19 protein-coding genes are annotated in these 19,279 nt (G+C 63.6%); 7 read left to right on the forward strand and 12 right to left on the reverse strand.

Annotated features, from left to right (window positions below):
* Positions 1 to 227 precede the first annotated feature (227 nt).
* Positions 228 to 1,307: a UDP-glucose 4-epimerase GalE gene (galE, locus tag LT40_RS06385; RefSeq protein ID WP_084139725.1), complete on the forward strand. Its 1,080-nt coding sequence runs from the start codon at positions 228 to 230 to the stop codon at positions 1,305 to 1,307.
* Positions 1,308 to 1,409: 102 nt separating this feature from the next.
* Here the strand turns inward: galE and LT40_RS06390 are convergent, their stop codons facing one another.
* From LT40_RS06390 to LT40_RS06425, 8 genes are all read right to left on the reverse strand, one after another.
* Positions 1,410 to 2,690 (reverse strand): TRAP transporter large permease, encoded by a 1,281-nt coding sequence (locus tag LT40_RS06390; RefSeq protein WP_043187815.1) that lies wholly within the window; start codon positions 2,688 to 2,690, stop codon positions 1,410 to 1,412.
* A complete protein-coding gene (locus LT40_RS06395) occupies positions 2,691 to 3,218 on the reverse strand; it encodes a TRAP transporter small permease (RefSeq protein ID WP_043187817.1) in 528 nt (175 codons plus the stop codon). It lies immediately after the preceding gene.
* Positions 3,219 to 3,282: 64 nt separating this feature from the next.
* Complete coding sequence (locus tag LT40_RS06400; RefSeq protein WP_043187821.1) at positions 3,283 to 4,266, reverse strand: TRAP transporter substrate-binding protein; 984 nt, start codon at positions 4,264 to 4,266, stop codon at positions 3,283 to 3,285.
* Between the two features lie 42 nt (positions 4,267 to 4,308).
* Positions 4,309 to 5,151: an NAD-dependent epimerase/dehydratase family protein gene (locus tag LT40_RS06405; RefSeq protein WP_043187825.1), complete on the reverse strand. Its 843-nt coding sequence runs from the start codon at positions 5,149 to 5,151 to the stop codon at positions 4,309 to 4,311.
* A gap of 153 nt (positions 5,152 to 5,304) precedes the next feature.
* On the reverse strand, positions 5,305 to 6,072 hold the full coding sequence (gene phnE, locus LT40_RS06410; RefSeq protein ID WP_043187828.1) for a phosphonate ABC transporter, permease protein PhnE: 768 nt from the start codon (positions 6,070 to 6,072) through the stop codon (positions 5,305 to 5,307).
* A complete protein-coding gene (locus LT40_RS06415; RefSeq protein ID WP_043187830.1) occupies positions 6,069 to 6,896 on the reverse strand; it encodes a PhnE/PtxC family ABC transporter permease in 828 nt (275 codons plus the stop codon). The genes phnE and LT40_RS06415 overlap by 4 nt, the downstream gene beginning before the upstream one ends.
* Entirely contained in the window at positions 6,890 to 7,687 is a 798-nt protein-coding gene (locus tag LT40_RS06420) for a phosphonate ABC transporter ATP-binding protein (protein ID WP_043187833.1), read from the reverse strand. Before LT40_RS06420 ends, LT40_RS06415 begins: the two co-directional genes overlap by 7 nt.
* Positions 7,684 to 8,535 (reverse strand): putative selenate ABC transporter substrate-binding protein, encoded by an 852-nt coding sequence (locus LT40_RS06425; protein WP_043187835.1) that lies wholly within the window; start codon positions 8,533 to 8,535, stop codon positions 7,684 to 7,686. The genes LT40_RS06420 and LT40_RS06425 overlap by 4 nt, the downstream gene beginning before the upstream one ends.
* Positions 8,536 to 8,681: 146 nt before the next feature.
* Here LT40_RS06425 and selD point away from each other — a divergent pair, with 146 nt between their 5' ends.
* Complete coding sequence (gene selD / locus LT40_RS06430) at positions 8,682 to 9,716, forward strand: selenide, water dikinase SelD (RefSeq protein ID WP_043193378.1); 1,035 nt, start codon at positions 8,682 to 8,684, stop codon at positions 9,714 to 9,716.
* Positions 9,716 to 10,813: a tRNA 2-selenouridine(34) synthase MnmH gene (mnmH, locus tag LT40_RS06435; RefSeq protein ID WP_043187838.1), complete on the forward strand. Its 1,098-nt coding sequence runs from the start codon at positions 9,716 to 9,718 to the stop codon at positions 10,811 to 10,813. The genes selD and mnmH overlap by 1 nt, the downstream gene beginning before the upstream one ends.
* 39 nt (positions 10,814 to 10,852) lie before the next feature.
* Here the strand turns inward: mnmH and proP are convergent, their stop codons facing one another.
* Complete coding sequence (gene proP / locus LT40_RS06440) at positions 10,853 to 12,355, reverse strand: glycine betaine/L-proline transporter ProP (protein WP_043187841.1); 1,503 nt, start codon at positions 12,353 to 12,355, stop codon at positions 10,853 to 10,855.
* A gap of 202 nt (positions 12,356 to 12,557) precedes the next feature.
* Between proP and LT40_RS06445 the strand changes: the two genes are divergently transcribed.
* A complete protein-coding gene (locus LT40_RS06445; RefSeq protein ID WP_043187843.1) occupies positions 12,558 to 14,747 on the forward strand; it encodes an OsmC domain/YcaO domain-containing protein in 2,190 nt (729 codons plus the stop codon).
* 134 nt (positions 14,748 to 14,881) lie between these two features.
* Here the strand turns inward: LT40_RS06445 and LT40_RS06450 are convergent, their stop codons facing one another.
* A complete protein-coding gene (locus tag LT40_RS06450) occupies positions 14,882 to 15,649 on the reverse strand; it encodes a substrate-binding periplasmic protein (RefSeq protein ID WP_043193381.1) in 768 nt (255 codons plus the stop codon).
* A 139-nt stretch (positions 15,650 to 15,788) separates the two neighbouring features.
* Here LT40_RS06450 and LT40_RS06455 point away from each other — a divergent pair, with 139 nt between their 5' ends.
* Together LT40_RS06455 and LT40_RS06460 are read left to right on the forward strand one after the other, a co-directional pair.
* Positions 15,789 to 16,781, forward strand: a complete 993-nt coding sequence (locus LT40_RS06455) for an alpha/beta hydrolase (protein ID WP_043187846.1) — start codon at positions 15,789 to 15,791, stop codon at positions 16,779 to 16,781.
* Between the two features lie 59 nt (positions 16,782 to 16,840).
* The gene (locus LT40_RS06460; protein WP_043187850.1) at positions 16,841 to 17,539 is read left to right on the forward strand and encodes a tRNA (adenine(22)-N(1))-methyltransferase; all 699 of its coding nucleotides are present in this window, start codon (positions 16,841 to 16,843) and stop codon (positions 17,537 to 17,539) included.
* Between the two features lie 204 nt (positions 17,540 to 17,743).
* Here the strand turns inward: LT40_RS06460 and LT40_RS06465 are convergent, their stop codons facing one another.
* Positions 17,744 to 18,514 carry an SDR family NAD(P)-dependent oxidoreductase gene (locus LT40_RS06465; protein ID WP_043187853.1) on the reverse strand — a complete coding sequence of 257 codons (771 nt, stop codon included), beginning with the start codon at positions 18,512 to 18,514 and terminating at the stop codon, positions 17,744 to 17,746.
* A gap of 125 nt (positions 18,515 to 18,639) precedes the next feature.
* On the opposite strand from LT40_RS06465, the gene LT40_RS06470 reads away from it, so the two are divergent.
* Positions 18,640 to 19,035: an NUDIX hydrolase gene (locus LT40_RS06470; protein WP_043187856.1), complete on the forward strand. Its 396-nt coding sequence runs from the start codon at positions 18,640 to 18,642 to the stop codon at positions 19,033 to 19,035.
* 19 nt (positions 19,036 to 19,054) lie between these two features.
* Here LT40_RS06470 and LT40_RS21085 read toward each other — a convergent pair whose 3' ends face one another.
* Positions 19,055 to 19,216, reverse strand: a complete 162-nt coding sequence (locus LT40_RS21085; RefSeq protein WP_084139726.1) for a DUF2986 domain-containing protein — start codon at positions 19,214 to 19,216, stop codon at positions 19,055 to 19,057.
* Positions 19,217 to 19,279 lie beyond the last annotated feature (63 nt).

The raw sequence follows: 19,279 nt of genomic DNA on the forward strand, positions 1-19,279 counted from the left end.
CGGCTGGGTGATCGGATCACGGTCTGCGCACTGGCAAGGTTTGGACGCCGCCGCCACGACGCTCGTTCAACTTTCCTTGCGCGACCGTCCGGCATCGCGGTGGAACTCCCCGGCTGCTCCATGCCCATACGTGGATAGGCCTGATCCCGTCGTCGTATCACGCAGGTGCTATCCCATGAATTGGACTGGTACGTGTCGCCTGCGGGCGAGACGGGGGAGTGGCAACGATGATTCTGGTCACAGGCGGTACGGGTTACATCGGCGCGCAGGTCGTGTTGCAACTGCTGGCCCATGGGCAAACCGTGGTCATTCTCGACAATCTGTGCAACAGCTCGCGCACCACCCTTGAGCGCATCGCCCGGCTGAGCGGGCGCCGTGCACGCTTCGTGCTGGGGGATATACGCAACAGGGCGCAGCTGGATGCCGTGTTCGCGGACTTTCCGATCACTGCGGTGATCCACTGCGCAGGCCTGAAGGCCGTGGGCGAAAGCGTGCGCGAGCCCCTGCGCTACTACGACAGCAACGTTGGCGGCAGCATCACGCTGTGTCAGGCGATGGCAGCCGCAGGGGTCTTCACCCTGATTTTCAGTTCGTCGGCGACGGTCTATGGCGACAGTCCCCGGATGCCCATCGACGAAACCTGTGCCACCGGACTGCCGACCAATCCCTACGGGTTTTCCAAGCTGATGGCGGAGAACGTCATGACCAGCCTGGCAGCTTCCGATGCGCGCTGGTCGGTGGGGCTGTTGCGGTATTTCAACCCCATCGGCGCGCATGATTCCGGCGAGCTGGGCGAGGCACCTGCGCAGGTGCCGAACAATCTCTTGCCTTATCTGTTGCAGGTGGCGAGCGGGCAGCGGGACGTGCTGCATGTGTACGGCAAAGACTACGCCACGGCGGATGGCACCGGGGTTCGCGATTACGTACATGTGATGGATTTGGCCGAAGGGCATTGGCTGGCGTTGCAGGCCTTGATCGGCGGCAGCGGGGTGCGGGTGTGGAACCTGGGGACCGGGCAGGGCTATTCGGTGTTGCAGGTGGTCGATGCGTTCACGCGCACGTGCGGTGTGTCTGTGCCGCTGGTGTTCGAGCCCAGACGCGCGGGCGATGTTGCCCAGTGCTGGGCCGATCCGGACAAGGCACGCCGTGAACTGGGCTGGCAGGCCCGACGCACCCTGGAAGACATGTTGCGCGACGCCTGGCGCTGGGAATGCCGATTGGCAGCCGAACACCGCCCCATCGTCTATACGCCCCGCATTGCCCCCGTAGCAGCGGCGCAAGCCGCGCCCGAATTCGCCGCGGTGTAACAGCTTGACCGCATGTATCGCTGACGCGGCTTGCGCCGCTGCTACAGGGATTTTGGCGTGACGGACTGCCGCGGTGTGTCGCACACACCGCGACAATCGGCTTTACAACACCACGCTCGGCAGCCACAGCGAGATAGCGGGGATATAGGTCACCAGCATCAACACCATGAACAAGGCCAGGTAGAACGGCAGCAGCGCCTTGACCGTGGCTTCGATGGTCACCTTGCCCACCGCCGCACCCACGAACAACACCGCGCCTACCGGGGGCGTGATCAAGCCGATGCCCAGGTTCACCAGCATGATCATGCCGAAATGCACCGGGTCCACACCCACGCTGACGATCACCGGCAGCAGGATCGGCGTCAGAATCAGGATCAGCGGCGCCATGTCCATGATCGTGCCCAGCATCAGCAGCATCACGTTAATGCACATCAGGATCACGTAGCGGTTGTCCGACAGCGTCAGGAACGCCGTGGTGATCTTCATCGGGATTTCCATCAGCGTCAGGATGTAGCCGAAGCTGGCAGCGAAGCCGATCAGAATCATCACGATGGAAATGGTCCGTGCCGCCCGGTGCATCAGCTTGGGCAGATCACGCCACTTGTAGTCGCGGTAGATGAACATGGTGACGAAGAACGACCACAGCACGGCGATGGCCGCCGACTCGGTCGCAGTGAACACGCCCGACAGGATACCGCCGAGGATGATCACCAGCGCCATCAGCCCCCACAACGCCTCACCGGCGATTTTCAGCGCCTGGCGCATGGGAATGACTTCGCCCTTGGGATAGTTGCGCTTGCGCGCAAAGATCATGCACAGGCCCATCATCACCGCACTGAGCAACAGCCCCGGCATGATCCCGGCCATGAACAGCGAGGCGATCGACACCGAGCCACCGGCAGCCAGCGAGTACAGCACCGAGTTGTGGCTCGGTGGCGTCAGCAAGGCTTGCACCGAGCCACTGACCGTCACTGCCGTGGAGAAGTCGCGCGGATAACCAGCACGCTCCATTTCCGGAATCAGCACCGAGCCCACCGAGGCGGTGTCGGCCACGGACGAGCCGGAGATGGCCCCGAAAAACGTCGAGGCGACGATGTTGACCAGGGACAGCCCCCCACGCACGAACCCCACCAGCACGCCAGCGAAGGCTACCAGTCGGCGCGACATGCCACCTTCGGCCATGATCGCACCGGCCAGCACGAAGAACGGAATGGCCAGCAACGAGAACTTGTTCACCCCACCGGCGATCTGGATCATCAAGGCATCGGCCGGAATATCGATCCACCAGGCACCGATCAAGGCCGACAAACCCAGCGCGTACGCCACCGGCATGCCCACCAGAATCAGCGCGATAAAGCTGCCCAACAGTATGAGAGCATCCATTTACGCGGCACCTTCACTGGCTTCTACAACGTCGAACCGCATCACGGCGCGGTGGCTCTGGTCACCCAGGAACAGCTTTTCCAGGACAAAGATCAAAGTCACGACGCCGCCAATCGGAATGGGCAGGTAGGAGATGCCCACCCGCATGGAAGGGATTTCGCCCAGGTACTGGTTCCAGGTGTTGGCGCACAGCTTGAAGCCCTTGAAGATCATGAACAGCGCGACCACCGCCATCAGGATCTGCACGCCGACTGCGGCGTAGCGGCGGACCTGCGCCGGCATGCGGTCCACGGCCATCGCCACGGCCATGTGCGCGCCGGCCCGGTAGCTGGCCGCCGCGCCGAAAAAGGTGAAGACCACCATCAGCAGGATGGCGACCGGCTCCGGCCAGCTGGAACCGCTGCCCAGGGCGTAGCGGGTAAAGATGCCCCATGGAATGATCAGGGTCATGGTCAGGACCGACAAGCCGGCGATCCCGGTGCAGACCCGGTAAAGCAAGTCGTTGAAACGCAGCACAGTGTTTTTCATGAGGCTCACCCAGCGGCAGGGGAGCGGGCGCAGGCCCGGTCCCCTGTGGTGTTGACGGACAGACTTACTTGACGGCTTCGATACGGGTGATCAGCTCTTTGTACGGCGCGCCGTACTTGTCACGCACCGGTTGAGTGGCGTCGTAGAAGGCTTTCTTCTGCTCAGGCGTCAGGGTGATGAATTCCACGCCACCGGCCTTGAGCTTGGCTTCCGCTTCGCTGGATTTCTTGTCCCACAGCACGCGCTCTTCCATCTGCGCCTCGCGGGCGAGTTTCTTCACCAGCGCCTGTTGTTCCGGGTTGAGCTTGTTCCAGGTGATTTTCGACATCACGATGGGCTCGGGCAGGATCAGATGCTCGGTCAGCGTGTAGAACTTCGCGTTCTGGTAGTGGTTGTGTTCGAGCATGGTCGGCGGGTTGTTCTCGGCGCCGTCGATCACGCCGGTCTGCAGGGCGCTGAAGATCTCACCAGTGGCCATGGCGATGCCGTTGCCGCCCATCGCGTTGATGGTTTCGATGAACACCGGGTTGCCCTGCACGCGAATCTTCATGCCTTTGAGGTCGCTGATCTGACGCACCGGTTTTTTGCTGTAAAGGTTGCGCGTGCCGCCATCCATCCAGCCCAGGGCGACCAGGTTGAATTCGGAATTGGTGATCTTGTCGAGGATCTCCTGGCCGATTTCACCGTCGATGATGCTGCGCATGTGCGCCTGGTCACGGAAGATGAACGGCAGGTTGAACACGTTGACGTCCGGTACCACCGGGCCGACGATGCCCAGGCTGACCCGGGTCATCTGCACCGCGTTGCTCTGGACCTGCTCGACCACTTCCTTCTCCGAGCCCAGCACACCGCCGGCGAACATCTTGAAGGTGATCTCGCCCTTGCTCTGTTCTACGAGTTTCTTGCCCATTTCCTGCTCGGCCACCACCGGCGGATAGCCGGCCGGGTGCACTTCGGCGAACTTGATGTTGATCGCGGCCTGCGCCAGCCCGGACAGGCAGAAGGCGAGCGGGAGTGCTGCTACGAGTAACGTGCGTTTGAAATCCATGGATAACTCCAGCGTTGTTGTTGTTTTGGTGTCGCAAAGGATTCAGTTGTCGCCAAATGGCCCGGAAGCCACGAAGGCGCCGCCCTGATAGACGCGTGCCGGATCGTCGGCAGCGGGCATCGGTTGAGCTTCGATCTTGTCGCGGAAGACTTCCGAGCTGTCCTTGGGGGTGAAGCCCAAGTGCGCGGCAAAGCGGTTGTCCCACCACAGGTCGCGGTTGGCCGAGGCCCCGTAGACCACGGTGTGGCCGACGTTGGGGGTGAACAGGCTCAGTTCGATGAGGCGAGTCAGGTCGTCGAAGCTGAGCCAGGTGCTCATCATCCGGCGGTTGGCGGGCTCGGGGAACGAGGAGCCGATGCGGATGCTGACGGTTTCGATGCCGTAGCGATCGAAGTAGAAGGTGGCCAGGTCTTCGCCATAGGATTTGGACAACCCGTAGTAGCTGTCCGGACGCCGCGGCGAATGAGCGTCGATGGTTTCGTCCTGCTTGTAGAAACCGATCACGTGGTTGGAACTGGCGAACACCACGCGCTTGACGCCGTGCCGGCGCGCGGCTTCGTAGATGTGAAACACCCCGCAGATATTGGGGCCCAGGATATCTTCGAAAGCATGCTCCACCGACACGCCGCCAAAATGCACGATGGCGTCCACGCCTTGCACCAGATCATGCACCGCTTGCTTGTCGGCGAGATCGCACAGCTGGATTTCGGTATGGGGATCGGCTTGCTGGGCGTCGGCACCTGCCGACAGGGGGGTGATATCGGAGAGCCGCAGGGTGCGGGCAAAGGGTTTGAGGCTTTCTCGAAGCACCTTCCCCAGACCACCGGCGGCGCCGGTCAGGAGAAGGCGGTTGAAGGGATTTTGGGTGGAGTGAATGCCTGTCATGAGCGAGACCTTTGTCGTTATTATTTTGTCATCTGTTGTCGTATGACTTGGCTCGGATTATCGACAGCTCCTGACGATCTTGTCAACGCGACTAATGGCGAAATCCGCTCGTAGCAGACACATTGCAGCGTTTTGCAGACAGGTGACTGCCGACTAGAGACGAATCCAGCGCTGGCGCATCCAGCCACTCAGGGCATCCACCGCCAGCACCAGGACCAGCATGGCCAGAATGAGCGTGCTGGCGCGTGCTTCCTGGAACAGGCTGAGGGTGACGTAGAGCATCTGGCCCAGCCCGCCGGCGCCGACGAAGCCGAGGATGCTGGCCATGCGAATGTTGTTTTCCCAGCGGTACAGGGTGTAGGCCAGCAGCTGTGGCCAGAGGATGGGCAGGGTGCCGTAGCAGAACGCCAGCCAGGCGTTGCCGCCCTGCAGGCGAATCGCATTGGCGGGTTCGGGCGGGGTGTTTTCCAACGCTTCGGCGAACAGGCGGCCGAGCACGCCCGCCGTATGCAAGGCCAGCGCCAGGGTGCCGGCGTTGGGTCCGAGCCCGGCCGCCAGCACCATCAGCACCGCCCACACCAACTCGGGTACTGCACGCAGGGCATTGAGCAGCAGCTTGGCCAGGCCCTGCATGGGCCAGCCCAACCGGCCGGCGGCGGGGATCGCCAGCAGCAGGGCAGCCACCGCGGCCAGTAACGTGCCCAGAGCCGACATCGCCAGGGTCTCCAGTGCGGCATGGCCCACGGCCCACAGGTGTTCGGCGGTGAAATCCGGAGACAGAAAGCGCGCCGCGTAACGAGCCATGTGACCCAGGCTGTCGGCATCGCCCAGGTTGAACGGGTTCAGGCCCAGATAGGCGAAGGAGGCGATCACCGCCAGGATGATGGCCAGTACCAGCACCGCATTGCCCAGGCGCCTCATGTGAAACGCCCTCGCAGCACCCGGCTGAGCAAGTCGGCGACCAGCACCAGAACGATGAACGTCAGCAGAATGCTGGCCACCTCGGCCGAAGCGAACATGCGCATCGACAGGTCGATCTGTTGGCCCAGCCCACCGGCGCCGACGAAGCCCATCACCACCGAGGCGCGCACTGCGCATTCCCAGCGGTACACGGTGTACGACATCAGTTCGGCGGCAGCGGCCGGAAGCGTGCCATAGGCGAACGCGGCCAGGCGTCCGGCGCCCGCACGCATCAGGGCCTGGGCCGGACGTTGATCGGCCGACTCGTAGATCTCGGCATACACCTTGCCGAGCATTCCTGCGTAGGTGATGGCAATCGCCAGCACACCGGCGGTCGGGCCCAGGCCTACGGCGCGGACGAACAGCAAGGCCCAGACGATCTCCGGCACGCTGCGCAGAAAGATCAGCACGCCACGCACCGGCCAGCGCAGGCAGGTGCCGAGCCAGCCGGGTTGAGCGCCGATGCTGGCCGCCGACAGCGACAGCGCGCGGCTGGCCAGCAGGCTGGCGGGTACCGCAAGCATCAGCGCCAGAAACATGCCTGCGGTGGCGATGGCCAAGGTCTGCAAGGTCGCGTCCCACAGCAACGCCAGAAAGTCCTGATCATGGGCCGGCGGCCAGAAACTGGCCAGGAAGGCACCGGTGGATCGGCTGACGGCCGGATCGAACAGCACGCCTGGGTTCAGCTCGGCCAGACGGATGCCGGGCCACAGCAACAGCACGGCCAGGGCGGCCAGCAGCAGCCGCGGCAAAGCGGCCGGATCGCGGTGGTGCCGACTCAGCATCGCGGCAGCCAGGGCGTCGCGGTGTCCGCTGACGTGGGGGCACGGCTCAGCTGCGCGTTGGCATACAAATCATCCAGGCGTTGTGGGGTGACTTCGGCGGCGCTCAGGTCGAAGGCGATCTGGCCGTCGCGCACGCCGATGATTCGTGGGAAGCAGGCCAGGGCCAGCTCCACCGTGTGCAGGCTGGCCACCAGGGTGACGCGCTGTTCGCTGGCGTGCTGGCAGAGCAGGTCCAGGGTATGCCGGGCCAGCCTGGGGTCCATCGCCGAAACCGGCTCGTCGGCCAGTAACAACTCTGGCTGTTGATACAGGGCGCGAGCGATGCCGACGCGCTGCAATTGCCCGCCCGACAGCTGCTGGCATTGGGCGAACAGTTTGTCGTCCAGGTCCAGCCGCGCCAGCAGCGCATGGGCGCCGGCGATGTCCACCGGATGCAGAAGGTTGAGCAGGCTCTTGCCCAGGCCCCATTGCCCCAGCTTGCCGGCCAGCACCGCCGTGACCACCCGTTGCCGGGGCGGCAGCGGCGGGGCCTGATGGATCAAGCTAATACGCGCGCGCAGGCGCTGGCGCACGCGACTGCTCAGCTGCCAGGGCTGCACACCCAGCAGCGCCAGCTCGCCGGCGCTGGGCTGCAGGGCGGTCGCCAGCACGTTGAGCAGGCTGGACTTGCCGGCGCCTGAAGGGCCGATGATCGCCACGCGCTCACCCGCGGCAATGCTCAGGTGCACGTCGCGCAGGGCCTGCACACCATTGCGGTGGCGCAGGTCGACGGCCGTCAGGCGCAGGGTCATTTCAACAGATCGGCAGCGCGGGCGGCGTCCTCAATGCCTTTGTAGTTCTCAGGCTTGGTGGCGATGAAGCGGCTGGCTGCCTGCAGGTCGAGAATCGCCTTGTCTTCCGGCTTGGCCGGGTCGAGGGCAAGGAACGCCTGCTTGAGCTTTTCCGCCAACGCCGGGTCGAGGGTGCCGCGCACGGTCCAGTTGTAGTCGAAGTAGGTCGGCGTGGTGGCAAACACCTTGACCTTGTTGGTGTCGACCTTGCCGCTGTCGACCAGCTTCTGCCAGACGCTGGCATTGAGCACGCCGGCATCGACCTTGCCGGCCTGCACCCACGCTGCGGTGGCGTCATGGGCACCAGAGTAGGCGACACGGCTGAAATAGGTCTCAGGCTTGATATTGTCCTGCAGCATGAAATACCGCGGCATCAGGCTGCCGGAAGTCGACGAGATCGAGCCGAACGCGAAGCTCTTGCCCTTGAGGTCCGCCAGCGACTTGACGTTCGGGTCGCTGGTGATGAATTTGCTGGTGAACTGGGCATCCTGCTCGCGCTGCACCAGGGGAATGGCGTTGCCGGTCTTCTGGTTCACCTGGACGAAAGTGAAGCCGCCCAGCCAGGCCATGTCCAGGCGATCGGTCGCCAAGGCCTCGACCACCGCCGGGTAGTCGGCCACTGGCACGAACTCGACCTTCATGCCGGTTTGCTGCTCGAGGTAGGCGCCCAGCGGTTTGAACTTGCGCAGCAGTTCGGTGGGTGCTTCGTCGGGGATGGCGGAAACGCGCAGAACATCGGCGGCAAAGCTGGTGACCGCGCTGGCGCACAGGGCGAGGCCGGCAACCAGTGACAGGGAGCGCTTGAACATGGTGAGTCTCCAAAGGGGCGGCGCACGGAGCGCCTGGGCGGCGCGTGCCGAGCTGGACAGGGCTGGCGCGATTATAAGAGTCACTGCAGGAAAGGCCAGCTTTGATAGACTTCGCAGCCTGTTTCCAGGACGTCGAGAATGCTGCCATGAATTCGCCCATCCGTTTGACCCAGTACAGCCATGGCGCCGGTTGCGGCTGCAAGATCTCGCCCAAGGTATTGGAGGTGATTCTGGCCGGCAGCGGTGCGCAGAACCTGGACCCCAAGCTGTGGGTCGGCAATGCTTCGCGCGACGACGCGGCGGTGTACGCCATCGACGAAGAACGCGGGGTGGTGTCCACCACCGATTTCTTCATGCCCATCGTCGATGACCCGTTCGATTTCGGGCGCATTGCCGCCACCAACGCGATCAGCGACATCTATGCCATGGGTGGCGACCCGTTGATGGCCATCGCGATTCTCGGCTGGCCGGTCAACCTGCTGGCGCCGGAAGTAGCCCGCGAGGTAATCCGCGGCGGCCGCGCGGTGTGCGACGCCGCCGGCATTCCCCTGGCTGGCGGGCATTCGATCGACGCGCCTGAACCCATCTTCGGCCTGGCGGTGACCGGCCTGGTCGACAAACGCCACATGAAGCGCAACGATACCGCCCAGGTCGGCGACCGTCTGTACCTGACCAAGCCGCTGGGCATCGGCATCCTCACCACGGCCGAGAAGAAATCCAGGCTGCGCGACGAAGACGTCGGCGTGGCCCGCGACTGGATGTGCACCCTGAACAAGCCTGGCAGCCGCTTCGGCAAGCTGGCTGGCGTCAGCGCCATGACCGACGTCACCGGTTTCGGCCTGCTCGGGCATCTGGTGGAGATGGCCGATGGCGCGCAGCTCACCGCGCGTCTGGACTACGCCGCCGTGCCGCGCCTGCCCGGCATCGATCACTACCTGCGCGAAGGCTGCGTGCCCGGCGGCACCCAACGTAACTACGAAAGCTACGGCGAACGCATCGCTGCCCTGACCGATGACCAGCGTGACCTGCTCTGCGACCCGCAGACCAGCGGCGGCTTGCTGGTCGCAGTCAGCGCCGCCGGTGAAGCCGAGTTCGTCGCAGTGGCCGCCGAACTGGGTCTGCAGCTTGCCCCCATCGGCAGTTTGATTGAGCGTCTGCCCCATGCGGTCGAGGTGGTCTGATGCGTGACAACAGCAGCGACTACCGCGCGTTGTTCCTGGGCGATGTGCCGATGATGGACGCCCGTGCGCCGGTGGAGTTCGACAAGGGCGCGTTCCCAGGCGTGCACAACCTGCCGCTGATGGACGACCTGGAACGGCAGAAGGTCGGTACCTGCTACAAGCAGCAAGGCCAGGAGGCTGCCATCGCCCTGGGCCATCGCCTGGTGTCCGGCGACATCAAGGCGCAGCGGATCGCGGCCTGGGCGGCATTCGCCCAGGCCAATCCGCACGGCTATCTGTATTGCTTCCGCGGCGGGCTGCGTTCGCAGACCGTGCAACGCTGGCTGCACGAAGCCGGGATCGACTACCCGCGGGTGCTGGGCGGCTACAAGGCCATGCGCAGCTTCCTGCTCGACACCCTCGAGCAGGCGGTGGAGCAATGCCGGTTCGTGGTGCTGGGCGGCATGACCGGCACCGGCAAGACCGACGTACTGGCGCAGTTGAGCAATGCCCTGGACCTGGAAGGGCATGCCAACCACCGGGGCTCCAGCTTCGGCAAGCGTGCGACCGGACAGCCAGCGCAGATCGATTTCGAGAACCGCCTGGCCATCGACGTGCTGAAAAAGCGCGCCGCCGGCATCGAGCAGTTCGTGCTCGAAGACGAAAGCCGTCTGGTCGGCAGCTGCAACGTGCCGTTGACGTTGCATCAGGGCATGCAGGGTTATCCCCTGGTGTGGCTGGAAGACAGCTTCCATAACCGTGTCGAGCGCATCCTACGGGACTACGTAGTGGACCTGTGCGCGGAGTTCGTCGCCCTGCATGGCGAGCACGGCCACGAGTTGTTTGCCGAACGCCTATTGCAAAGCCTTGATCGGATCTACAAGCGCCTGGGCGGCGAGCGGCATCAGCGCCTGCAGGCACAGATGCAGGCCGCATTGGAAGAACAGCAGCGCACCGGCCAGGTCGATTTGCACCGGGGGTGGATCGAGGGATTGCTGCACGAATACTACGATCCGATGTACGCCTTTCAGCGTGAAAGCAAGGCATCGCGGATCGAGTTCGCCGGCGACCAGGCCGCCGTGGTCGACTACCTGCGCGAGCGACTGGCCAAAGGCTGAAAGCCGCGGGCGCGGTTTGCAGCCAGGCCAGGATGGGGCTTAGTTGATGCGTGGATGCTGTTCCACCAATGACTTGCGCTTGGCTTCCAGCTCGGCGATCTGCGTGTCGATGTCTTCGATCTTATGCTCGATGTTGTCGTGGTGTTCGACCAGCAACTCACGGGCTTCCTCGATGTCCGACGCCGCTGGCGCTGCACCGCGTAGAGGTTTGTTGGCCGTCTCCTTCATGGTCACGGCGGTGACGAAGCCGACCACGGCGAACACCATCAGGTAATAGGCGGGCATGTAAAGGTCGTCGGTGCTTTCCACTAGCCACGCCACGGCCGTCGGGGTCAGGCCGGCGATCAGTACCGAGACGTTGAACGCGCTGGCCAGGGCGCTGTAGCGAATGTGCGTGGGGAACATCGCCGGCAGGGTCGAGGCCATCACGCCGATGAAGAAGTTGAGCACCACGGCCAGCATCAGCAGGCCGGCGAAGATCAGTCCGATCTGGCCGCTGTTGATCAGCATGAACGCCGGAATGGCCAGGAAGAACAGGCCGATGCTGCCGAACAGGATGAAGGGCTTGCGGCCGAACTTGTCGCTGGCATAACCGATCGCCGGCTGCGCGAACAACATGCCGACCATGATCGCGATGATGATCAGCACGCCATGGCTTTCGCTGTAGTGCAGGTTGTGCGACAGGTAGCTGGGCATGTAGGTGAGCAGCATGTAGTAGGTGACGTTGGTCACCGCCACGATGCCGATGCAGGTCAGCAGGCTACGCCAGTGCTTGGTCGCCACCTCTTTGAACGAGACCTTGGGGCCACCGGCCAGACCTTCGCGGTCACCTTGTTCGAGTTTTTCGACGTGTTGCTGGAACGCCGGGGTTTCTTCCAGCGCGTGACGCAGGTACAGGCCGATCATGCCCAGCGGCAAGGCCAGGAAGAACGGCACGCGCCAGCCCCAGTCGAGGAATTTCTCTTCGCCGATCACGGCGGAGATGCCGACCACCACACCTGCGCCGAGCACGAAACCGGCGATCGAACCGAAGTCCAGCCAGCTGCCGAGGAAGCCGCGCTTGCGGTCCGGGGCGTACTCGGCGACGAAGATCGAAGCGCCGGTGTATTCACCGCCCACCGAAAAGCCCTGCGCCATCTTCGCCAGCAGCAAGAGGATCGGTGCCCAGATTCCGATGGAGTCGTAGGACGGAATCAAGCCGATCGCGAAAGTGCTCAGCGACATGATCACGATGGTGGCGGCGAGGACTTTCTGCCGGCCGTATTTGTCGCCCAGTGCGCCGAAGAACAGGCCACCCAGGGGGCGAATCAGGAAAGGCACGGAGAAGGTAGCCAGGGCCGCGATCATCTGCACGCTAGGGTCAGCGCCTGGGAAGAACACCTTGCCCAGGGCGTAGGCCACGAAGCCGTAGACACCGAAGTCGAACCATTCCATGGCGTTGCCAAGCGCCGCGGCGGTGATCGCCTTGCGCATCTTGACGTCATCGACGATGGTGATGTCGTTCAACCCGATCGGGTTGCCTTTTTTTCTGCGAGATTTCATGGGTGTTTCTCTTGTGTCAAAGCGGCTTGTCCCCATGAGATACAAATTGACACCAAAAAATTCACTGGTGACGGCGATTTAGTGTCACCGCAGCGGTCCGTTCGCCAGCGCGTCCATCACAGTCGGTGATCGGCCAAGACGCACACGTGAAAAAACCGGATAATGCGCGCCATTCGTTTTTGCCGGTATCAGGTGCGCCCCCATGGAAATCAAGGTCAATTTTCTCGACAACCTTCGACTTGAAGCCAAGTTCGACGATTTCACGGTGGTGGCGGACCAACCCATTCGCTACAAGGGCGACGGCTCGGCACCGGGGCCTTTCGACTATTTCCTGGCATCCTCGGCGCTGTGCGCGGCGTACTTCGTCAAGCTGTACTGCAACACGCGCAACATACCCACCGACAACATCCGCCTGTCGCAGAACAACATCGTCGACCCGGAAAACCGATACAACCAGATCTTCAAGATCCAGGTCGAGTTGCCGGCGGACATGTCGACCAAGGACCGCCAGGGCATCCTGCGCTCCATCGACCGCTGCACCGTGAAGAAGGTGGTGCAGACCGGGCCGGACTTCATCATCGAAGAAGTCGACAACCTCGACGCCGATGCCCAGGCCCTGTTGATGCCGACCCAGCAGGCGGGCGCCAGCACCTATGTGCTGGGCAAGGACCTGCCGCTGGAGCAGACCATCGCCAACATGTCCGGCATCCTCGCCGGGCTGGGCATGAAGATCGAGATCGCCTCGTGGCGCAACATCGTGCCCAATGTCTGGTCGCTGCACATCCGCGATGCCTACTCGCCAATGTGCTTCACCAACGGCAAGGGCGCGACCAAGGAAAGCGCGCTGGCCTCGGCCCTGGGTGAATTCATCGAGCGGCTGAATTGCAACTTCTTCTACAACGACCAGTTCTGGGGCGAGGACATCGCCCAGGCCGACTTCGTCCATTACCCCGACGAGCGCTGGTTCCAGCCGGGCCGCAAGGATGCGCTGCCCGCGGAAATCTTCGATGCGCACTGCCTGCCCATCTTCAACCCCGATGGCGAACTGCGCGGCTCCCATCTGTACGACACCAACTCGGGCAACATCGAGCGCGGTATCTGCTCGCTGCCTTTCGTGCGTCAGTCGGATGGCGAGACGGTGTATTTCCCGTCCAACCTGATCGAGAACCTGTACCTGAGCAACGGCATGAGTGCCGGCAATACATTGGCCGAGGCCCAGGTGCAGTGCCTGTCGGAGATCTTCGAAAGGGCGGTCAAGCGCGAGATTCTCGAGGGTGAACTGGCGCTGCCCGATGTTCCGGCCGAGGTACTGGCGCGCTATCCCGGCATCGTGGCGGGCATCCAGGGGCTGGAAGAGCAGGGCTTTCCGGTGCTGGTCAAGGACGCCTCCCTGGGCGGGCGCTTCCCGGTGATGTGCGTGACCCTGATGAACCCGCGCACCGGCGGCGTGTTCGCGTCGTTCGGCGCCCATCCAAGCCTGGAAGTGGCGCTGGAGCGCAGCCTCACCGAGTTGCTCCAGGGCCGCAGTTTCGAGGGGCTCAACGACTTGCCGCAACCGACCTTCGAAAGCCATGCACTGATGGAGCCGAACAACTTCGTCGAGCACTTCATCGACTCCAGTGGCGTGGTGTCGTGGCGCTTCTTCAGTGCCAAGGCCGACTTCGCCTTTGCCGACTGGGACTTCACCGCCCAGGGCGACAACGCCAATGCCGAGGAAGCAGCGACGCTGTTCGCCATCCTCGACGGGATGGGCAAGCAGGTGTACATGGCGGTCTACGAGCACCTGGGCGCCAAGGCGTGCCGGATTCTGGTGCCAGGGTATTCGGAGATCTATCCGATCGAAGACCTGATCTGGGACAACACCAACAAGGCGCTGTTTTTCCGCGAAGACATTCTCAATCTGCATCGTCTGGATGACGATGCACTGGGCGATCTGTTGCAGCGCCTGGAAGAGTCGGAACTGGACGACTACACCGATATCCGCACCTTGATCGGCATCGAGTTCGACGAGAACACGGTGTGGGGGCAGTTGACCATTCTGGAGTTGAAGGTGCTGATCCAACTGGTGCTGGAGCGCTTCGACGACGCCAAGGAGCTGGTCGAGATGTTCCTGCAGTACAACGCCAATACTCAGGAGCGTGTGCTGTTTTTCCAGGTCTTGAACGTGGTGCTCGAGGTGCAGCTGGACAGCGATCTGGACATGGCCGATTACGAGGCCAATTTCCGCCGCATGTTCGGCGATGCGCGGCTGGACGCGGCGCTGGGTTCGGTGGACGGCAGCGTGCGCTTCCATGGCCTGACGCCGACGAGCATGAAGCTCGAAGGCCTGGATCGTCATCTGCGCCTGATCGACAGCTACAAGAAACTCCACAGCGCCCGCGCCCAGGCCTGACCCACCGCGTGCACCGCCAACGCGGCTGGCGCCGCTGCTACCGGATACTGGCGATACGGGGGGCGTGTCTTTGTAACATCATGACACGCCTTCTGTAGCAGCGGCGCGAGCCGCGTCCGGCAGCACCACCGTGCTCAAAGCGGGGCGGTCAGGTAACGCTCCAACAGTTTCTTTATCGAACCGTCGCGGTGCAAGGTTTGCACCGCCTTTCGCAAACCCAGCACCATGTGCGGCGAACAGCTCTTCGAACAGGCCAGGTACAAGTCCGTGGTCATCAACACCGGACTCATCAACAACTGCCGCTCGGACACCTGGCGCCAGATGTACTGCGACTCCGGCACGCCATTGAACCAGGCGTCGACGCGCCCCAACAACAGCATCTGCGCGGGGTTCTCGCCAATGCGCAACGGGTAGATCTGCGACGCGTCGAAGCCTTCGTCCTGCAGCTTGCGCTCTTGCGCACTGCCCAGGCCCACCGCGATCCGGTGATAGGTGCGACGCGCCTCGGCGAAGCTGTCGACCCGCTTGTCGAGGCTGAAGAACGCCCGGTCCATGCTCATGATCGGCGCGATCCAGGTGTAGCTCGCCTCCCTGTCGGGGGTGCGTGAGAGCGGCACGATGAGCATGTCCTGCCCTTGTTGCACCGTGCGTTGCGCTCTGAGCCAGGGCAGTACACTGACAGTGGTGTGATAACCCGCCAGCACCATCGCCTGCCGGGCGGCGTCGCCGAGGATACCTTGCTGACCTGCCTCGCCAGCCATGGTCAGCGGTGGCGCCTCGGCCATGTACAACTCGAAGGTGCGTGGATGCGCGGCCCAGGCGGCACCGTGCAGGGCGCTGCACAGCAGCAGACCGCAGACCGACGTGAACAGTAATCCGCAAGCGCGGTTCAGATGACCCATGGCAACGACTCGATGACGTTCAGTGGCAGGCTTCAAGACGGCCAGCATAGTCGCTAATGACGCCGCGTGCCTGTATGGGAACCGCCCAGAGCGCAGACCCTCCATATCAAGCACATACCTACGCACGAGGGCACTCCTGGTGGAGACCGAGCAAAGCTGGTCGTTCGATGCACTGCAGATTGAGCAGGCGCAGCGTTTCAACAAGACCCTGGCGCGGCTGCCGCGCTTCCGTATCCGCAACCGTGTCACCCCCATGCTGATCCAGACCCTGCTGCGCGCCGGCCAGTTAGCCAGTTCGTTGAAACCTGCGCGGCATGGCCTGGCCATCGAAGAACGCCTGCTGCCTACCATCGACGCCCGGCCCGTGAAGGTACGCATCATCCGTCCGCCCCGGCCACCCAAGGGCCTGGTCCTGGATTTCCACGGCGGCGGCTGGGTCATCGGCAATGCGCAGATGAACGATGACCTCAATATCGCCCTGGTGCAGGCCTGTGACGTTGCGGTGGTGTCGGTCGACTACCGCCTGGCCGTCTCGACACCGCTGCAAGGCTTGCTCGACGACTGCCTGGCCGCCACCCGCAGCGTGCTGGGCGACGGCCTTCCCGAGTTCGCCGATCTGCCGGTGATCGTCGTCGGCGAGTCCGCCGGTGGGCATCTGGCCGCGGCCACCCTGTTGCAGCTCAAGCAATGGCCTGCGTTGCTGAAGCGCGTGTGCGGTACGTTGCTGTATTACGGCGTGTTCGACCTGACCGGCACCCCCAGCGTGCGCGATGCCGGCCCCGATACCCTGGTGCTGGACGGGCCGGGCATGGTCGAGGCGTTCCGTCGGCTCACACCCGGTTTGGACGACGCGCAGCGGCGCCAGTCCTGGCTGTCGCCGCTCTATGGCGACCTTGCGGGCTTGCCGCCGGCGCTGATGTTCGTCGGTGAACTGGACCCCTTGCGCGACGACACCGTGCTGCTGGCCGAGCGCTGGGGCGAAGTGGCCGCAGTGGAACTGCGCCGGTTGCCCGCATCGCCCCACGGTTTCATCCACTTTCCTACGCCCATGGCGGACAGGGCTCTGGTCCACAGCCGTGAGTGGATCGTCCGACTGTTGGCGGCACAGGTTGCTGCGGACCCTGCCGGTTGAGTTGAAATGCACGGGCGCGCTCGCCAGAATGCCGGCCCAATCAAGAGAACCGATCGCTCGTGAATCCGCTCAGCTTGTCCCATCGTCTGGAGCGCGTGGCCGCCCAGGTCCCCGTCGGCGCGCATCTGGCCGATATCGGCTCGGATCATGCCTACCTGCCGGTAGCACTGGTGCTGCGTGGCGTCATCCCCCAGGCCGTTGCCGGTGAGGTCGCCCGCACGCCGTTCCTGGCGGCCCGGCGCAGCGTTCACGACAATGGCCTGGAGCATTGCATCAGCGTGCGGCAGGCCGACGGACTGGCGGCGATCGAGGTCGGCGACCGAATCACCGCGGTCAGCCTGTGCGGCATGGGTGGCGAAACCATTCGCGACATTCTGCAGGCGGGCAGGGCGCAGCTGAGTGGATGCGAGCGTCTGATCTTGCAACCCAATGGCGGCGAGCGGCCCTTGCGTCAATGGCTGATGGACAATAGCTATGGCATCCGGCATGAAGAAGTGCTGCGGGAAAACCGTTTCGATTACGAAATCATCGTCGCCGACACCGGTGAACCGGTGGCGTACAGCCCTCAGGAGTTGTTCTTCGGACCCTTGCAACTGCGCCACCGCACCCCGGCATTCCTGGCCAAATGGCAACGCCTGCTGCACCTCAAGCGACGCACCCTCGAACGCTTGGCCCACGCCCGCCAAAGCGAACTCGACGCCAAACGCCTCGAGCTGGCCCAACACATCCAATGGATCGAATCCCTGAACCCCCTGTAGCAGCGGCGCAAGCCGCGTCATTGCGCATGCGTTGGGTCAGTTGCCCTGCAGAGCCCCCGGACGCGGCTCGCGCCGCTGCTACAGGGGGAGCGCAATGTTCTGTAGCAGCGGCGCAAGCCGCGTCACTGCGCATGCGGTGGGTCAGTTGCCCTGCAGAGCCCCCGGACGCGGCTCGCGCCGCTGCTACAAGGGAATGCGGCGGGTTCACCAGGGTATGGCTTGGCCATCCCAGGCCCAGAAGCTGCCGGTTTGCGCCGGTCCGTGCTCGCCGATCAGTTCAAGCAGGCAACGCGCTGCGAAATCGGGGTCGAACAATTTTCCTGCCGGGACATTGCCCTGGAAGGGCTGCGAGAGTCGGGTGTCGGTGGTGCCTGGGTGCAAGGCCAACACCGTGGCCGCAGGATTCAAACGCTTGAGTTCGATGCTGGCCGTGCGCAACAGCTGGTTGAGCGCCGCCTTGCTGGCGCGATAGCTGTACCAGCCCCCCAAGCGGTTGTCGCCGATCGAACCGACCCTGGCCGACAGCGCGGCGAAGGTAGCGGGCTGTTTGCGCAACAAGGGCAACAGATGCTTGAGCAGCAGCACCGGGGCGAAGGCATTAGTGGCGAAGCTCGCCTGCAGACTGCTCAGATCCAGCTGGGCCAGCCCTTTTTCCGGCCGTGCGCCGTCCTGATGCAGAATGCCCAGCGTGCTGATCACCAGATGCAGATGAGCGCAATCGGCCGCCACCGCACCGGCCAGCCGCTGCAGGGCCTGTTCATCGCGCGCATCGCAATCGAGTCTGACCAGACGAGGCCCATGGCGCTCAGCCAACGCCGCCAGCTCGGCACTGGTCGTGGCTTGCCGGGAAACCGCAAACACCTGGGCGACATCCTCACGCTGCAACAACTGCTCGCACAACGCCAGGCCTATGCCTTGGCTGGCGCCACAGATCAGCGCAGACGCACTGCCGGATAGATCGGGTATCAACGCCATGCTCCACCGCCCTGCCAGAAGATCGTACCGATAGGACCGAGAACCACCCCCAAACGTTCTCCAGTGGCAATTGCCAGCTCATGCACGGCGTGCCATGGTGCCCACCTTTTTTCAGGAGAGACGCCATGGCCGCCACCATCCACATCGCTGCCGCACTGCTGCTCAACGAGCAAGGGCAAACGCTGCTGGTGCGCAAGCGCGGCACGCGCGCCTTCATGCAGCCAGGCGGCAAGATCGAATCGGGCGAGCAGCCTGCCCAGGCACTGGTTCGTGAGTTGGAGGAGGAGTTGGGCATCGCGGTGGATCCCGCCGAAGCCCGATTCCTGGGCACCTACACCGCCGTCGCGGCCAACGAGCCCGGCCATGAAGTGCATTGCGAGCTGTTTCAGATACGCACCCAGGCCCAGGTCAACCCCGCCGCAGAAATCGAAGAAGCGCTGTGGGTCGATGCCACAACGGTCGGCGAACTCGAATTGGCACCGCTGACCCGCGACCAGATACTGCCGCTGCATTTTCTTTGAGTCGCAGTTGCGATCCGCTTCAGTCCTGATCGACAGCGGCGCTCGCAGTATCGGCCTCGAGCGCCAGTCGCGCCCGGTCAGCCTTGCTGATGTAACGGTCCTTGCTCTGCGGCGCCAGCTTGGCGCTGGCTTTCTTGGCGTGTGCTTGCAACAGCTGTTTGATCTTCTTGCGGCGATTCATGGCATGGCCCAGGCGGAAAGTGGGTCGATGATACCAGTACGGCTCATCGACCCGCGCGCGGCT

The sequence above is a fragment of the Pseudomonas rhizosphaerae genome (assembly GCF_000761155.1).
Taxonomy (GTDB): Bacteria; Pseudomonadota; Gammaproteobacteria; order Pseudomonadales; family Pseudomonadaceae; genus Aquipseudomonas; species Aquipseudomonas rhizosphaerae.

What these genes read in the sequence shown, in the direction of transcription:
- galE (WP_084139725.1), top strand. Translation starts at nt 228, where the DNA reads ATGATTCTGGTCACAGGCGGTACGGGTTACATCGGCGCGCAGGTCGTG.
- LT40_RS06390 (WP_043187815.1), bottom strand. Translation starts at nt 2,690, where the DNA reads ATGGATGCTCTCATACTGTTGGGCAGCTTTATCGCGCTGATTCTGGTG.
- LT40_RS06395 (WP_043187817.1), bottom strand. Translation starts at nt 3,218, where the DNA reads ATGAAAAACACTGTGCTGCGTTTCAACGACTTGCTTTACCGGGTCTGC.
- LT40_RS06400 (WP_043187821.1), bottom strand. Translation starts at nt 4,266, where the DNA reads ATGGATTTCAAACGCACGTTACTCGTAGCAGCACTCCCGCTCGCCTTC.
- LT40_RS06405 (WP_043187825.1), bottom strand. Translation starts at nt 5,151, where the DNA reads ATGACAGGCATTCACTCCACCCAAAATCCCTTCAACCGCCTTCTCCTG.
- phnE (WP_043187828.1), bottom strand. Translation starts at nt 6,072, where the DNA reads ATGAGGCGCCTGGGCAATGCGGTGCTGGTACTGGCCATCATCCTGGCG.
- LT40_RS06415 (WP_043187830.1), bottom strand. Translation starts at nt 6,896, where the DNA reads ATGCTGAGTCGGCACCACCGCGATCCGGCCGCTTTGCCGCGGCTGCTG.
- LT40_RS06420 (WP_043187833.1), bottom strand. Translation starts at nt 7,687, where the DNA reads ATGACCCTGCGCCTGACGGCCGTCGACCTGCGCCACCGCAATGGTGTG.
- LT40_RS06425 (WP_043187835.1), bottom strand. Translation starts at nt 8,535, where the DNA reads ATGTTCAAGCGCTCCCTGTCACTGGTTGCCGGCCTCGCCCTGTGCGCC.
- selD (WP_043193378.1), top strand. Translation starts at nt 8,682, where the DNA reads ATGAATTCGCCCATCCGTTTGACCCAGTACAGCCATGGCGCCGGTTGC.
- mnmH (WP_043187838.1), top strand. Translation starts at nt 9,716, where the DNA reads ATGCGTGACAACAGCAGCGACTACCGCGCGTTGTTCCTGGGCGATGTG.
- proP (WP_043187841.1), bottom strand. Translation starts at nt 12,355, where the DNA reads ATGAAATCTCGCAGAAAAAAAGGCAACCCGATCGGGTTGAACGACATC.
- LT40_RS06445 (WP_043187843.1), top strand. Translation starts at nt 12,558, where the DNA reads ATGGAAATCAAGGTCAATTTTCTCGACAACCTTCGACTTGAAGCCAAG.
- LT40_RS06450 (WP_043193381.1), bottom strand. Translation starts at nt 15,649, where the DNA reads ATGGGTCATCTGAACCGCGCTTGCGGATTACTGTTCACGTCGGTCTGC.
- LT40_RS06465 (WP_043187853.1), bottom strand. Translation starts at nt 18,514, where the DNA reads ATGGCGTTGATACCCGATCTATCCGGCAGTGCGTCTGCGCTGATCTGT.
- LT40_RS06470 (WP_043187856.1), top strand. Translation starts at nt 18,640, where the DNA reads ATGGCCGCCACCATCCACATCGCTGCCGCACTGCTGCTCAACGAGCAA.
- LT40_RS21085 (WP_084139726.1), bottom strand. Translation starts at nt 19,216, where the DNA reads ATGAATCGCCGCAAGAAGATCAAACAGCTGTTGCAAGCACACGCCAAG.